The sequence below is a fragment of the Aliivibrio wodanis genome (assembly GCF_052920805.1).
In genome coordinates this window covers 11,262-25,575 of record NZ_JBREXA010000011.1, presented here as the reverse complement: position 1 = coordinate 25,575, position 14,314 = coordinate 11,262, and the positions used below count along the sequence as shown (strand labels likewise).

General features: G+C 36.9%; 14 protein-coding genes and 1 pseudogene. 10 read left to right on the top strand and 5 right to left on the bottom strand.

The window, feature by feature from the left end:
• Nucleotides 1-1,179: 1,179 nt before the first annotated feature.
• Nucleotides 1,180-2,439, bottom strand: a complete 1,260-nt coding sequence (locus ACU5DF_RS23680) for a hypothetical protein (RefSeq protein ID WP_446714364.1) — start codon at nt 2,437-2,439, stop codon at nt 1,180-1,182.
• Nucleotides 2,440-3,137: 698 nt separating this feature from the next.
• On the opposite strand from ACU5DF_RS23680, the gene ACU5DF_RS23675 reads away from it, so the two are divergent.
• Complete coding sequence (locus tag ACU5DF_RS23675; protein WP_446714363.1) at nt 3,138-3,368, top strand: hypothetical protein; 231 nt, start codon at nt 3,138-3,140, stop codon at nt 3,366-3,368.
• A 103-nt stretch (nt 3,369-3,471) separates the two neighbouring features.
• On the opposite strand, the gene ACU5DF_RS23670 is transcribed toward ACU5DF_RS23675, so the two are convergent.
• Together ACU5DF_RS23670 and ACU5DF_RS23665 are read right to left on the bottom strand one after the other, a co-directional pair.
• Nucleotides 3,472-3,729 (bottom strand): hypothetical protein, encoded by a 258-nt coding sequence (locus ACU5DF_RS23670; RefSeq protein ID WP_446714362.1) that lies wholly within the window; start codon nt 3,727-3,729, stop codon nt 3,472-3,474.
• A gap of 66 nt (nt 3,730-3,795) precedes the next feature.
• The gene (locus ACU5DF_RS23665) at nt 3,796-4,764 is read right to left on the bottom strand and encodes a coiled-coil domain-containing protein (protein WP_446714361.1); all 969 of its coding nucleotides are present in this window, start codon (nt 4,762-4,764) and stop codon (nt 3,796-3,798) included.
• 243 nt (nt 4,765-5,007) lie between these two features.
• On the opposite strand from ACU5DF_RS23665, the gene ACU5DF_RS23660 reads away from it, so the two are divergent.
• Nucleotides 5,008-5,238 (top strand): hypothetical protein, encoded by a 231-nt coding sequence (locus ACU5DF_RS23660; protein WP_446714360.1) that lies wholly within the window; start codon nt 5,008-5,010, stop codon nt 5,236-5,238.
• Nucleotides 5,232-5,420, top strand: a complete 189-nt coding sequence (locus ACU5DF_RS23655; protein ID WP_446714359.1) for a hypothetical protein — start codon at nt 5,232-5,234, stop codon at nt 5,418-5,420. Before ACU5DF_RS23660 ends, ACU5DF_RS23655 begins: the two co-directional genes overlap by 7 nt.
• A 493-nt stretch (nt 5,421-5,913) precedes the next feature.
• On the opposite strand, the gene ACU5DF_RS23650 is transcribed toward ACU5DF_RS23655, so the two are convergent.
• Both ACU5DF_RS23650 and ACU5DF_RS23645 read right to left on the bottom strand, forming a co-directional pair.
• Complete coding sequence (locus tag ACU5DF_RS23650) at nt 5,914-6,459, bottom strand: recombinase family protein (protein ID WP_446714358.1); 546 nt, start codon at nt 6,457-6,459, stop codon at nt 5,914-5,916.
• A gap of 388 nt (nt 6,460-6,847) precedes the next feature.
• Nucleotides 6,848-7,507, bottom strand: coding sequence for a recombinase family protein (locus ACU5DF_RS23645; RefSeq protein ID WP_446714357.1), 660 nt, complete (start codon nt 7,505-7,507; stop codon nt 6,848-6,850).
• A gap of 520 nt (nt 7,508-8,027) precedes the next feature.
• Between ACU5DF_RS23645 and ACU5DF_RS23640 the strand changes: the two genes are divergently transcribed.
• From ACU5DF_RS23640 to ACU5DF_RS23610, 7 genes and pseudogenes are all read left to right on the top strand, one after another.
• Nucleotides 8,028-9,089, top strand: coding sequence for a replication initiation protein (locus ACU5DF_RS23640; RefSeq protein ID WP_446714356.1), 1,062 nt, complete (start codon nt 8,028-8,030; stop codon nt 9,087-9,089).
• A 943-nt stretch (nt 9,090-10,032) separates the two neighbouring features.
• Nucleotides 10,033-10,764 (top strand): hypothetical protein, encoded by a 732-nt coding sequence (locus ACU5DF_RS23635; protein WP_446714355.1) that lies wholly within the window; start codon nt 10,033-10,035, stop codon nt 10,762-10,764.
• Between the two features lie 55 nt (nt 10,765-10,819).
• A complete protein-coding gene (locus ACU5DF_RS23630) occupies nt 10,820-11,521 on the top strand; it encodes a hypothetical protein (RefSeq protein WP_446714382.1) in 702 nt (233 codons plus the stop codon).
• Nucleotides 11,518-12,036, top strand: coding sequence for a metal-dependent hydrolase (locus tag ACU5DF_RS23625; RefSeq protein WP_061014246.1), 519 nt, complete (start codon nt 11,518-11,520; stop codon nt 12,034-12,036). The genes ACU5DF_RS23630 and ACU5DF_RS23625 overlap by 4 nt, the downstream gene beginning before the upstream one ends.
• A 3-nt stretch (nt 12,037-12,039) precedes the next feature.
• Nucleotides 12,040-12,195 (top strand): annotated as a pseudogene (locus tag ACU5DF_RS23620) (prepilin-type N-terminal cleavage/methylation domain-containing protein); the annotation flags it as partial.
• Nucleotides 12,196-12,273: 78 nt separating this feature from the next.
• The gene (locus ACU5DF_RS23615; protein ID WP_446714386.1) at nt 12,274-12,636 is read left to right on the top strand and encodes a hypothetical protein; all 363 of its coding nucleotides are present in this window, start codon (nt 12,274-12,276) and stop codon (nt 12,634-12,636) included.
• 177 nt (nt 12,637-12,813) lie between these two features.
• Nucleotides 12,814-13,914 (top strand): helix-turn-helix domain-containing protein, encoded by a 1,101-nt coding sequence (locus ACU5DF_RS23610; protein ID WP_446714354.1) that lies wholly within the window; start codon nt 12,814-12,816, stop codon nt 13,912-13,914.
• The last annotated feature ends 400 nt before the right edge of the window (nt 13,915-14,314 follow it).

Genomic DNA, 14,314 nt, shown 5'->3' with positions numbered 1-14,314 from the left:
AACATTTTGCTTAACAAAGAACATATCAAACTTTATCTGACTTCCCCATTATTGTGGTCGATTTCGGATTTCAAGAAAGCCCTGTCATCCATAAATTTGGAATCAGGGCTTTTTTGTTTTTAGCGTATTGAAAAACAAACCCTGTATTCCATTCCAATAAGATAGCACCATTATTTTTTTCAATCTACTCCTAACTGCTAAAACCCCAAAAAAACCCAGTATAACCCAACCTAAGCGGACATATAGTATAATTAACCAAACAGGTTAAGTTAATTGAATTAACTGCCGTATCAGCCATACAGCTCCAATTTGACAGCAAAAAGAAACATTACAAAGTAACTTTTAAAATACTGCATTTAATGATACCTAACAGCAAATGCGATAATAGTCGCAAAAAAAACGGACAAATACCCTATATATAGTGCATTTAATTTTATTAAACACAACATAAGCAAATCCATAGTATTTACAAGGGTTATTAAGCTCGATCTATGGATAAATAACATTGATCTAGATCAATATAAAACTGAGGGTGATTCTACTTCCGCCACTGCTTTAATATAGTTCTCGATTTTGCTGCAATGTATAAAAATGAAACAATTTTTTGTGGGCTATACCTACATTTTCTAGCTACAGAACTTGTGGTTTAGCTGGGCCTTATAAATCAACGAATTGCTTATTTTTTAGTTTAATGTCTTCTTAAAAGCCCACTAACGAATCAAACAACGGGAAGACGTAATCTCTAGGCACATTAAAAACTACAGGGTAACGCGAATACTATTGTAAATAGTCGCTGTGAAACTGTAGGTTTTTAACTCGAAAAAGGTTGAGGGGCGTTTTCTCTGGGCTATCAGCGACCACTAACACAAACTTATTAATGCCGATGGTTGACGCACTTTGTTTGCGCTGTTTGCAAACAAGGTGCGCCGAAAATAGCTGGCACGAAGTGCGAGCGCCCCAAGCTTGGGGAAGGGGTTGGTAATAAAAAGCAACCCACGCTTTTGCGCCTCTTTGGAATGACGAACAAACAGGGACCATTGCTTTGCAAGCTGTCGCCGGTGTGCTTGCACACGCTTGTTAGGCGATGGCTGTTTTGCAATGCAATGGTGGTGATGGGAATGGAAAAGTGGCGCAGTGGGTCACAATTAACGCAACATCACTTTCAGAAACTATTGTTGTTTATTTTAAATAGATAGCCGAGGGAATATAGCCCCCATTATCGGCGATCTCCGCTTTTATTCCTGACGTGATAACATCCCCACTAATTTTAAAAAATGCAAAGAGCATCTCTAACGTTGTAAAAAGGTGCTTCATATTGCTTATTCGTACGAGCAGCGTTCTCATAGTTAAAGCGTAATTTTCTCCCGCCTTTAAATTTACTTCTAAGTAATATTCGTAGTTTTCAGAAAGCAATAAAGCCATACTTACACTTTTAAACTGCCTTTGTCTGTAAATACCCTCTTCGCACGATCTTGGATCTACTCCCATTTCGCCTAGTATACTCTTTTCCATCCACTCCCCATGGACTTGAAGACGATCATTTGACTGCCATACTACTTTACCCACTATTACATATTCTCGATGTGGAGAGGCATTTTCAATTAACACAAGTTTACTCTCACACATCCATTCTTTAGGTGCCTGTACTAAGTGAGAATATCGACCAGATGTGACTAACTTTTTCACTTTATTTAACAGGTGTAAATGTCGTACTAATTTTTCTAGTTGGTGAGTAAATATACTAATACCGCTGTCTTGGCTGACATGTCGAAGTATGTCGTAAATAGTCCAATATTTATCTTGATGAACACTTGAATTACCGCAATTTATATCTATCTTGGTTGACAGTAGTATATTTTGAAAATGTTGACATTCAGATAATATATATTCTGCTGCTATCTTACTAAGAATAACTTCAATGGCGCTACACCATGCTGAAAAGTAATGAGAGTTGAGAAGCGCATTTATAGTTTTAAACTTTAAATCACGTATTAAACGTGCATTTTTATGCTCTATACCTTTGCGCCTATTCTCATCCGTAAAAATCGGATCTTGATAACCAGGAACGGAGATGCCATTAATGTTCAGGCTTTCGAGTATAAACGTTATGTTATCTTCATTATTCCAAGCATCCACTATCCTAAGTAAATGCAACTCGGAACTATTACTATCAAATTTATTTGTATCTCTCATATCCTCTGAATTGAATAATTCAGCTTCTAAATAGTAACCTTTGGAAGCCTCAGGTAAACCGAACTCTTGCTGTAAGATGTCAGCTTCTTCAAAAGTAAGTCTACGACGCCCTCCCTTTAGTTCACTAATGCGTGAAGGCTCTAACTTCAGTAATTCACCAACTAAATTGTTTCCCCCAATATTGCATGCGTGGTTTACATATAACATTGACTGTTGTTTATTGTATTTCTCGGCTTTCTGGTTCATAGCACTCTCCTTGTTTCAAAAAACAAGCTTATTATGATCTTAATTACAGATAAAGCGTAATTTATACGTAATAATTACGATTTAAGTAAGGATCGGAGGGTCTAATGCATTTTCTCTGGGCTTTCAGCAACCGATAAACCAATTTATTAATGCCGATGGTTGACGCACTTTGTTTGCGCTGTTTGCAAACAAGGTGCGCCGAAAATAGCTGGCACGAAGTGCGAGCGCCCCAAGCTTGGGGAAGGGGTTGATAATAGAGAGCAACCCACGCTTTTGCGCCTCTTTGGAATGACTAAATAAATAGGGACCATTACCTTGCGAGCTGTCGCTGGTGCGCTTGCACACGTTGTTAGGCGATGGCTGTTTTGCAATGCAATGGTGGTATGGGAATGGAAAAGTGGCGCTGTGGGTGGCTTAAACTATGTGATTGGATTCAATAATGTTCCCGTTCTCGCTTCATGTTCTACGCTATAGGCTTCAGAGTTAAATTTGAGTTACTAGAACAATATATAAAATACATACGTTTCAGGGTGATTATTGATTGAAATGAATCGAACATCATTTATCTATGATTTTGAGAAAAAAGTTTACGCTATTTGCTTATTATAGATATATAGAAAGGCTGCTAAATCTAGCGGGACTTTTCGCATCTGAACGTTATACGACCACGCGTTCTGAACTAATTTTAGGAATAAGTAATGAATTTAAAAAAAGAGATAGTTCAAAGAGCAAAAGAAAAGAACATTGACCCATATAAAGCACCATTTCGCCCAAGTTGCCTTGGTATAGATTCAAGTAAATATGGTTCATTTTCTGACTATTGTTCAAAAGAAGACACTTGCTCTGGAAAATGGAATGATAATGTTTTTTTAAAAGCAGTCGAATTTGATAAAGGAGGAAGACCAGTAAAATATGTCCTTCTTAAATAAAAGGTAGCAAGGTTTCTAGTTTAATTAACGTAACAGCCGTTATCTGCCCTGACAGCTAGAACAAAAAGGTCACCTATATTGGAGACCTTTTTATGCTACAACATCACCGCAACTGCACATCAATTTTTTCAATCCCCATTTCCCTGGCTTGGTTGACTAAAATATCTATTCGCCATACTCTTAACTCTGCTACCCGGCCATGACGCACGGCATAGCCAATGCCATTGACTTGATCGATACCAACCAGATGGAATTTATTTGGAAATTCAGTGGATTCTTGAGCAAGAATTTTCGTCATGGTTTTGGTTTCAGCTAACCGACGAAACTCCCCTTCTCTGACTTGATGAAAGACAATTGACATTCATAATGACCATTTGTAAATTACATATCGTCATTATGTATCGTTGTTAGCTCTAATTACAACGAATTATTTATACTTAGCTAACTGATCGTCTTTTTCAGATAACGACCTTTCATGACGTTTTATCGTCTCATTCTGTTGTGTAATGGTCGCTTTAAGCTGAGATAACTCATCTGTCGCCACACTCACTTTGTCTGACAGCTTTTGCTCACTGCTCTGCAGTGTAGTTAACGACGTTTGTAATCCATGACGCTCTTGGTTCGCACTTCGTAAATCTGCATCCATTACTTTATTTTGCTCAACCAATGTTGTTTTAGTTTCTTTAAGCTCAACAATTAACGCCTCTTGGCTCTCTTGTTTTGATTCAAGCTTGGTGATCTCTTTGGCATTTGATACCAATTCACTATTAAGCGATTTAATCTCTTCAGATAACTGAACGTTTTGCGCTTTAGTTGTTTCAACTAGCTCTTTATTACCATCAAGCAATAATTCATTTTTCGCTAAATCAGTTCGCAAGCGTTCATTACTGTCGCCTAATTCCGATACTTGTTTATTTAGTGATTCAATTTGCTGACGTAGCTCATTGGTTACCGCTTCTTGAGCTTTGGTGTTTTGGCTCATTTCAGATTGCAGTGTTTTGATCTGTTGCTCACGTTGTTCAAGCAATGCCGTTTGTTTATGTAAACGCTCTTCTGCACGTTCTAAATCTTCAATAGCTCGCATACTCTGATCTTTTGCATCTTCCGCAATATCACGATAACGACGCTCGGCCTCAGTAGCATGACGAGTGATTTCAGACATGAACACACGAGTAAACTCTTCTGAGAAGCCCATTTTTTCAAGCAATGACTTTTGATTAGCTTCTAATTCATCTTTCCATATTTTGTAGTATTTATGCACCGTACTAGTACTACTCACATCTGGAAGCATCGATAAGACAATACGAACACTTGTCTTCTGCCCTTTTGAATAAAGCTCATTACAAATTTCTGTGACTTTATCTTGAAGCTGATTACCCGTTAGTGCCGAACTCATAGCGATGCCTACATAATTAAGAAGAATTGGTTACATTATACACGATAAACGAACATAATCAACGAACGAACAGTGTTCGATTGTTCGTTTTTGTTAGGTATGCACACTTAATCCAAAATTAAAATTTCCTTTATTTAGATCTGAAATCGTCTTTTTGAATCCTTAGTTGTGATCCATGGCTTCGCATTTAGCTTGGTTAAGCTAGCAACACGGCAATACCGTCGAGCAAAGAAGGAATAAACCATGAGTATTTACGTCACCATACGAGGTATTAATTACCATTTGGATAGCGACCATCCATTAGGCAATACCATTCATGATGGAAATGGGCTTATCGTGCATCAAAATGATGCTTTAGTAGATGGAAGAGAGTTAATGGATGAGTTTGTGGAGATGCTTTGTAATCAATTAGCAGAGTACTTTACCAGTTTTGAACCTGAAGATTTTTTAGAAGGTGATTTTCGCACATGGTAGTTAAAGAGTGGAACGGTGTTGGTTATCGTGCGTTCTACACACAAGATAAGTGGATCCATATTACCGATATGAATGGGATTATTTTGTGTGATATGACTCCTGATGAGTATGAATCACTTGAAGAAGCCTTACAGGGATACGTTGATTTTATGTCATCGCAAGGGCAAAGATATTTACATTAGTGGAAATGGTCTAATTGGGATTAAAACGCTCTGGTGGGAGCGTTTTATATGGATTCATAATCACTTGTTAGGTCTATTACCTTTTTATTCCATCAAACTCATCCGCAATTCTTAGGTATCGCTTAACACTCACTCGAACTGTTTGACTTGAATCCTTGATTCCAGAATTCTGCAATAAATTGGTCAAGCAGATTTAATTCGATTAACTTTCGAATAACATATCCACGCCTTATAGATGATGAATAACTTTTTTCAGTCCAAGAATCAGTGTTTAATTCTTTAATATAGTGGATATTTACACCATGCCTTTCTAAGTATGGGTATGCTATTTTTAATGGTCATTGTATAGACAATTTAAATTCCTTTTCTGTAAAAACTAACGTACAACACTAATATAATGCAAATTAAAACTTTTTAAAATTTTGCCTAAATAATCACTTTGAATATCAAGTGTTATGTATAAACATTAAAATCTACTAATTAATTTCGTACATTAACCTTCCTTCAAAACACTATAAACCGTCGTCCGGCTGCACCCCAATTCTTTACTGATCGCGTTTTTATTCATCCCCTCACTCGCAAGCTCTTTAATGCGATTGTGAAGCGTCTTATTAGGAAAACGGCCGAGGTGTCTACCTTCTGCTTTAGCGCGCTCCCTACCCTCGTTACAGCGCTGTAGGATGCGTTTTCTTTCCATTTCAGCGAAGGCTGAAATGGTAGTATAAATCACTCGACCTACATCTGAATTTATATCGATGTTACCTAAATCATGAAACACCAAACCTGCGCCTTTAATTGAAAGCTGATCCGCGATTTGCAATGCATCAATAGTATTACGAGCAAGTCGATCTACTTTCATTACATGGATTACATCGCCATCACGCGAAAAATTGATCATCGCATTTAATTGGGTTCTCTCTGAATCTTTACCACTCGCGTTTTCTTGGAAGATTTTGTCACAGCCTAATTCTTGAAGCTGCTTTATCTGAATATCGACTGATTGTTCTTTTGAGCTGACTCGTGCGTAACCGATAAGCATAATTTGACCTAACTGTGTTCAAAAAGATATTAATTATATTATGGTCATGTTCAGTAATTATCAATGAGACTTTTTGAACGGATTTGGTGGGCGGTTGATAGAGTGCAAAAAAGTACACCTTTCTGAACATTGTAAATTTAGAAACACCTCTTAAGTAATTAACTTAATTGTAAGAGTTGATGTTTAGTTTATACACACTTCTTAACCCAGGTTTCATTTAAGTAATTTAAAGAATTAGCTAAGTTTAATTAATCTTGGAAATATCTCTGAAAAATTAAAAGCATTGATGGAATAAATCGATTCTCATTTTACTGTGTAGGTAATGACAGGAGAATGAAATGGAAAGAATAATGAAATGCCCAAACTACGGGCAACATAAAGAATGGTTTTATAATGAGCGACTTTCTATTTGGTTTTGCATTTGTGGCTCTGTCATTTTTACTGCTTGAGATCTTAGTTGGTGCCTACGAACATAATCACTTAATGTACTTGCTGATACTTCGAGTAACTTAGCAATTGATGCTTGGCTTAATCCCATTAATAAATATTCAGTTATCTTTTCTTTTTGTTTATCGAGTTTTAAATTTTTTGCTGGTCCTTTTGGTCTGCCACCAATGATCCCTAACTTTCGTTTTGCATCTAATGCTTCTTTTGTTCGTATAGAAATAAAATCCCGCTCTATTTCTGCAGCTAAACCAAGAACGGTTGCTATGATTTTAGACTGCATACTCCCATCCAATCTCATATTTTGTTTAATAATAAATACGTTAATCGATTTGTAGAGACAGAGCTCTAATACTTCTAGAACTTGAAGTGTTGATCTAGCAATACGACTTATTTCAGAAAACATTATTGTATCGCCAGCTCCCATTCCCTCAAGTAACTTGGCTAATCTACGTTTCTTCCATTTTTTAGTACCAGACAGAGTATCTTCGACAAATTGAATATCACAGATCCCCATTTGATTGGCGTATTCTAATATGCCGTGTTTTTGGTTTTGGACATCTTGTGCATCGGTTGATACACGAAGGTATGCATACGTTGTCATGGTTCTTCCTTGGTTGATTACCTTAGACAACATAACAAAGGTGGGAGTTATTCACTTATTCACATTGTATATAACAATATATATTCTCTATATGATCTATAAAGTATATAGAGTATATAGGGCGTTTTTAGTTCTTTATAATCAGCATGTTAATTAATGTTAGGTAACAAAAATTTCCGTAAAAAGATCATTTCTTTCCGTCAAATGATCTTTATCTTCCGTTTAAGGTAACAAAAATTTCCGGTTAATGATCAAATTTTTCCGTTTGTGGTATAAAAATTTTCCGGTGATTCTTATGTTATTAATGAATAACTTGGATTTATGTCTTAAAGATCATTATTTTCCGTACAGACCATTAAGGTAACACCTTTTTCCGTTATTTTTGATAATTAATCGATTATTCTTGCTTCTTTTTTCTGTAAGGTTACACTTATTTCTGTTATCTACGGAAAATGTTGTTACCATTATGAGATAACGGAATTTTATGTGACCTTTATCTCAATAACTGTTGTTGGTGAATATGACTAATCAAAATCAGACTGAAAATGAACAAAGAGTGATACGAACTGATGACAGTAAACAGTTACCAGGACAATTCTTTAAGAAATCTCATGAATTAGTTTTTAGTCAGCTAACGATGACACCAAAAGAACACGATATTATGGCTCTGCTGCTTACTCGTTTGCATAAAGACCATTGGGATTCATTTATTGATGGTACAGCTATTCGAGCACCTGTTTATCAATTTAACTCAGATGTACTAAGTGAATGGTTTGGTGTTAAGAAAGTCGATTTATACAATACATTAGTAGCGCCAAGTGAAGGTTTGAGTCGTAAACAAGTAGGGCTTAAAAATCCAGAAAAGAATGAGTTTGATTACATTAACTTGTTTAAACGCTTATCGTACAAAGATGCGACATTAACGATTATTCCAAATGATGAACTGTTGAATGAATATCTAGGGATCTCACAAGGCCATGCTCAGGTTGATCACCGTATTTTCCGGAAGTTAAAAAAAGAGCATTCAAAAAGACTCTACCCTCTTTTATGTAGATTTAAGAGTAAGAATACACAACTGCATACTTTTACTGTTGAGGAACTTCATCAATTCTTTGGATTGCTCGATCCAAAAGGAAATATGATTAAGAAGAGCTATGCCAGTAATAAAGTGTTTCTAGATCGATGTGTTCGTAATTCGATTGAAGAGATTGAAAAATTGGATTCTAACATTCGATTTTTAACGTGTGAGCAAACCGGTTCATTTGGTTATCAACCAATTAAGCATGGTCGGAAAATAGCTAAAATTAAATTCCTATTTACTTGGCATAAAGTGAAAGCAAAAGAAGAAATAGAACTAAGAGAAGAGCTATCTAAAGAGCAAGAAAGCCTGAAAAAATCGGAAATGATTTATCAATTAATTACTGACTTTGTTCCTAATGATGATGGTAACCCAACCGTTGAAGAACTAAATGAATTGATGGCAAATGCTTCTATGCTAACGAGCCAAGATTATAAGATGGATGGTGATTTTATGGTTAAGCTTGGTCAAGCAATGACTGAAGCACTAAGCAAAAAACCATAGATAAACTAAGGTTAATATTATGACTCATAATGCAAATGCTAATTCAATTTATGTAATTAATAATTTCCATATTAAATAAAGGATCGCAATGATCCTTTTGTTATCCCCCTTCCCCCTCCTTATCGTGCTAATCCTAAAAAAGAGTACCTTAGATAAATCAGTAGCGAGATAAGTCGTTTCTAGTTGTGGTATTCACTTAATAGGATTCATGCCTAGTCGATGCGGGTAAACCACGCCTACGACAATAAATAATAGGGTTGGCAATGAAGTTTTAAATATTCATTAAAGAAATTATGAATGACAATTCTCTTTTCGTCTGAGACGGAGACGTTCTGCATTGGCAGAGATAAACAAGTTAACGGTAATGATTTATTTTGGATGCGGTAGAGCATGAGGATGCGATAAATCATGAAGTGTGATTTAACCCAATGAAGAAATGAGTAAATGGAAAGGAGTTACGTCCTAACCTACAAATGGTGTGGCGAGCCATCAGTTATGCCCAGCCCTAACTAATACACTGATTAACTACGCGCTTGATAAAAAAACAGAATTGAAAAGCTACAATCTAATTTGGTCTTATCGATGGGATGAATTTTAGGTAGATGTTCACGTTTTAATGTGACATTACCCAGCCCGTCATAAGACCTTTTTTGCCTGAAGAAAATACGAATTAAACGATGGTTTTATTCGTATCATCAAATCATCAATCACTCATCATCTATCAATCAAATCATTTACCCCTAACTTCCGTTAAAAAAAATTTCCGCGTACGAAAAAACTCACGTGAGGCTCGGACGTTTTTTTCAACCTAGATCGCGGGGGAATTCTACTGTTAGAAAACGCAGTTACACGAAATGTTCGCGCTACTCGCAAAGCGCTACGCTGTCACACACTTTTAAAAATAAGCCACTAAGCTAATACTCATCGAATTAACGGAGGGCTCATGCGATTTTTAAAACTGCGAACTGATCATAAGCGTATTAGAAAAAATGGAAGCCCATACATAACCCCATTAATTGTCGATTCTCCGCGCCGCTTCGCTCCGTCTAAAGATCGAAAAGAAACTACGTTTAAACGAACTCAATGCCAGCTAATCACCGGCGCTCATGACTCAGGAAAAAGCCGGTGGGTTAGCCGACTAATTGAAAAACAAGATGGTATTTGGGGCAATAAAGCCAAGCCGGTGCATTTAGAAACTTTGCTACCAATGACGAGCTGGGTTGAAAATGAAGCGGTTGCAAAATGGTATGAAGCCAAGCGTAAAGCGCATGAAGATGGCCAATATCAAACAGAATGGCGAAAGTTAAATCTACAATTAAAAGCCGATGCCCTATCCGACTACTTACTTGATACTGGCGCACTATTGTTTGTCGATGATGCACACAAACTAACAGGCCGCAAAGCGCAAGTTGCTCGTGCTTGTTTGCTATCAAGTAAGATTTGGATCATGACATCGAGCGAAGAAGGAAGACTGCCGCCTTCAATACGTCCTGTTATCGAGCGTAGAAATCCACAACGAACCAATTTATTAACAGATGCCAGTTACGACACAACCAAAGCGCTGATTTGGTTTATTGTGGCCATGTGCGTCGTGTCTGGTGCATGGGAAGCAGGAGCTGTTGTCGGTGGGCTTCAAATGCTTGGAACTGGGCGGAGATCTGCCCGTGCCGAATAGACAAATACAATCGCTAAAAGCAACCTTCGTTTTGCTGTTGCTTGGGGCTACTTCAATGGTGAGTGCTACTGATTGGGGGATCAGCTCACCTTGGAGTGAACCTGAAGTTTTACCACCAGAAGCAAAGCCGTTCGAGCTGCCAACACTGCATGGTGATGAACCCCATTTTAATACCCCTATTCCTGCTATGCTGCCAGCGCCAAAAATTAACCCCGATGCTATTTTCAATTCTGTGCTGCATTGCTACCCAGAGAAAAGTAAATTCAAAATTGATATCGATATTGTTGCCGGTGTGAAATCTAACATCGATGAATACAATACCAGTGATTGGCCTGAGATCTCAGAGCACTACATTGGGATAGTTGGCAAGATGCCGCTGTACTCAACTACAGAGCAATCACGCGAACGCCAATGGGAATATCAACGCAGAACAGCCACGGCAACCGCTGTCGCTGCGTTTACCAAAGCCTTAGCGAGCAGAAACTACTCTTATCGAGCTATGGGGCTTTATCTAGCTTTAGAAGCGCGATCAAAAGCGCGAGTAATAAAAGGTATTGCTAATGTCGATGAGCAAATAGCTTTATTAGAAAAAGTGGCCACGTCACACCGTGATGTTTTAACCCACGAAGCCACTTTAGTTGAACAACGTTTGGCATTGGTTGCGATGTGTGAAGAAAGCCAAAGTGATGGTATGAATCGCTATCTTAAAAAAGTCGCTTACCTACCAAAACCTACACCTCAAGAAATAGCTCAATGAAATGGTTAAACCATACGTTAATTGCAGGAGCTATTTGTGCGGTGATTTCCCCGCCTCATGTCGCTGCGTGTGTCGCCGGTGCAACAGCACCCGATTGGATGGAGTATGTTTATAAACTTTCAGGGAAACATATTAAACACCGAGGCCCAACACATGTATTTACGCACTGGATCATAGCGGCAATTGCGTTTACTTTTATTTGGGATTATCACGGAATATTAGCGGCGTTTGCCTGGGGCGGAGTGAGTCATATTTTGACTGATGCCATGACGGTTTCTGGCGTGCCATTCTCTCCTTACAGTGACCGACGTTTTCATTTGTTTGGAGGACGATTTAGAACCGGTGACCCTGTTGAATATGCAATATCTGCAGCGGTAATTATTGCAGCTATTGGGTTTAACCATATAACTGGAGGCCAAGGCTTTGCGCCCTTTTTTTATGATTGGGGCGGATTATATAACCAAGGTTTGATTGATGGATTAGAGTGGAAAACCAACAGATTTAGGTTGATTTAAGTGATGGTTTCCAATTACAACCCCCATTGTCCCCAGAGTTTAGATATGGATGTTAACCATGGTTTCCAATTACAACCCCCATTGTCCCCAAAGTTAAATATGGGTTTTACGCTTTTTGAATTAATCATATCACTGACAATTATTAGTATTTTAGCTTCAGTCTCGGCCCCGAGTTTTACTGATTTTTTGAATCAAAGAAAAGTAGAACGATTCAGCTCTGAGCTAAATGGGATATATATGATGGCAAAATCAGAAGCGGTATTAAAAAATAAAGATGTCTATGTGCATTTTGTGAATTTAACAGCCAGTTATCAGCGTGGAACAGATTGGTGTATTGCTGTGACAACATCGCCAATATTCACTAACTGTAGTTCGAATACTGAATTGATATCAGTTATCGATGGTAGGTTGTTTAAAACATTACATATTAAAAGAGCCATGAATTATGGAAAAATTCGGTTGGATCCCGTTCGGTCACAACCTGAATTTGAACATGGTGAAGAATATGTAGATTTAATCAGTTTCTACATTAAAGACGAGAATAAAGTAAGGTCATTAAGAAGCCACTTTCTGGGAAGGTTTGGGATCGTTGGTAACTAGATTTTAGTGTTTATTTGTTGGTACTTTTTAATAAAAATGTCTTTTCTTAAAATATAGTTGTTATGTCTCACTTTTATTTTATGTAATTTATTACTGAATAATTACAGAAAGTTTGTAATTACACTTATCGCCTTTGGCTGATAGTATTTCCTGGTTAATTACTCAAAGGTGGCTATTATGAAAGTGAATAAAGAAGAATCAATTAGATGGATCAATCACGCAATTACGTTCTATAAAAATTTAGGTAAAACTCAAAAAGAATTGGCAGATTACTTGGGAATAACAGATACAAGAATTAGTGAATTAAAGAGTACTAATACATCTCTCAAAATCTCACCGAATCAAATGAAATTAATAATGGAGTTATGTGGTTCACCTAGAAGGGATCCTGGTCGATTTGAGTCAGCAGAACTTTATGACGATTTAGACAAGTTTTTCGAAAGTTATATACCTGTAACTATTAATCGATTTTATCGTGATGTTTACAGAAGCCTAACTAATAATGAAACGGTAAATAAAATTTTAAGTCGGTGTGACTTTGAAGAACAACTCAAAGAAAAGAAGCTTGAAAGTATTAATGGATTTGTTCGCTCGAAAGAATTTACTGAGTTATCTAACGATGGTGATTTTGCTAAAATAGTAAGAGGTGATTTAAAAGAGTTAACGAATAAATACGGTATAAAAAAAATCGAGCCAGACAATTTTTATATACTTCGTCAGCTAAATTCACTTGTTAGCGAAATCCCTGACTTTAAACTAGGTAGTAAAATTATTCATAGTTTATCCCCTGTTGTAGATACAATTCCGCTAGTAATTACAGGGGAGCGTATAGCTGCTTTTATGCCTGAACATACTACTCATAATTTCCCTATTAACACCTCTGTTAAGGATGTACTACAACAGTTTGTTCATAATCGGTCTTATTATAATCCTGAATTAGCTGTTTTGGATTTCTGGAGGGAGATCCGAGTTGAAGTGTATTTAAGTGAAAATATGAACTACCATATTTTGATTCACATGACTCATCAAAAGATGGAGCCTGAAGATTTTTTATATGAATCTACTTCTGTCGAAGGTTTTGAGTGGTGTAATTTTGATGCGATTGTTCGTAAGGAAGACCGAATTGCTATAATTCGAAATGTGAATACATTGGAATTATTTAACCAGATCGAGAAATTGAGAAAGTGGCAAGGACTAGAGCAAGATAATTTATATGAGCTAAAGAAAAATATTGCGAAAGCGGGTGGTTATATACCAGGGGCATTTGTTCTTATCTAATTAATTATTTCTAATCAGTTAACGTAATGAAACTCAGGCTATTCTGAGTTTCATTACTATATATTTAAGCTTTGTTATTAACCAATATTTTTCTAATCACACGAACCAATTCTGCCTGAATCTCTTTCAATAATACCCCAAACTCATACAAAAAATATTAGCCTCATCTTTTACAATTTGGTCCGCTTATACAGCTAAGGTTTGATGGATTGAAATGGAAAACCAATCGATTTAGGTTGATTTAAGTGATGGCATTTAAAAACAACCCTTATTGTCCCCGAAGTTAAGTGTAGGTTTACGCTTTTGGAGTTGTAAAACGTAAACTAAGATTTAAGAATGGTGAAAAGTTTGTGGATGTGCTGTAAGGGTAAAAATAAAGTGACTTCGTAACGAGGTCACT

What these genes read in the sequence shown, in the direction of transcription:
- ACU5DF_RS23680 (WP_446714364.1), bottom strand. Translation starts at nt 2,439, where the DNA reads ATGAACCAGAAAGCCGAGAAATACAATAAACAACAGTCAATGTTATAT.
- ACU5DF_RS23675 (WP_446714363.1), top strand. Translation starts at nt 3,138, where the DNA reads ATGAATTTAAAAAAAGAGATAGTTCAAAGAGCAAAAGAAAAGAACATT.
- ACU5DF_RS23670 (WP_446714362.1), bottom strand. Translation starts at nt 3,729, where the DNA reads ATGTCAATTGTCTTTCATCAAGTCAGAGAAGGGGAGTTTCGTCGGTTA.
- ACU5DF_RS23665 (WP_446714361.1), bottom strand. Translation starts at nt 4,764, where the DNA reads ATGAGTTCGGCACTAACGGGTAATCAGCTTCAAGATAAAGTCACAGAA.
- ACU5DF_RS23660 (WP_446714360.1), top strand. Translation starts at nt 5,008, where the DNA reads ATGAGTATTTACGTCACCATACGAGGTATTAATTACCATTTGGATAGC.
- ACU5DF_RS23655 (WP_446714359.1), top strand. Translation starts at nt 5,232, where the DNA reads ATGGTAGTTAAAGAGTGGAACGGTGTTGGTTATCGTGCGTTCTACACA.
- ACU5DF_RS23650 (WP_446714358.1), bottom strand. Translation starts at nt 6,459, where the DNA reads ATGCTTATCGGTTACGCACGAGTCAGCTCAAAAGAACAATCAGTCGAT.
- ACU5DF_RS23645 (WP_446714357.1), bottom strand. Translation starts at nt 7,507, where the DNA reads ATGACAACGTATGCATACCTTCGTGTATCAACCGATGCACAAGATGTC.
- ACU5DF_RS23640 (WP_446714356.1), top strand. Translation starts at nt 8,028, where the DNA reads ATGACTAATCAAAATCAGACTGAAAATGAACAAAGAGTGATACGAACT.
- ACU5DF_RS23635 (WP_446714355.1), top strand. Translation starts at nt 10,033, where the DNA reads ATGCGATTTTTAAAACTGCGAACTGATCATAAGCGTATTAGAAAAAAT.
- ACU5DF_RS23630 (WP_446714382.1), top strand. Translation starts at nt 10,820, where the DNA reads ATGGTGAGTGCTACTGATTGGGGGATCAGCTCACCTTGGAGTGAACCT.
- ACU5DF_RS23625 (WP_061014246.1), top strand. Translation starts at nt 11,518, where the DNA reads ATGAAATGGTTAAACCATACGTTAATTGCAGGAGCTATTTGTGCGGTG.
- ACU5DF_RS23615 (WP_446714386.1), top strand. Translation starts at nt 12,274, where the DNA reads ATGATGGCAAAATCAGAAGCGGTATTAAAAAATAAAGATGTCTATGTG.
- ACU5DF_RS23610 (WP_446714354.1), top strand. Translation starts at nt 12,814, where the DNA reads ATGAAAGTGAATAAAGAAGAATCAATTAGATGGATCAATCACGCAATT.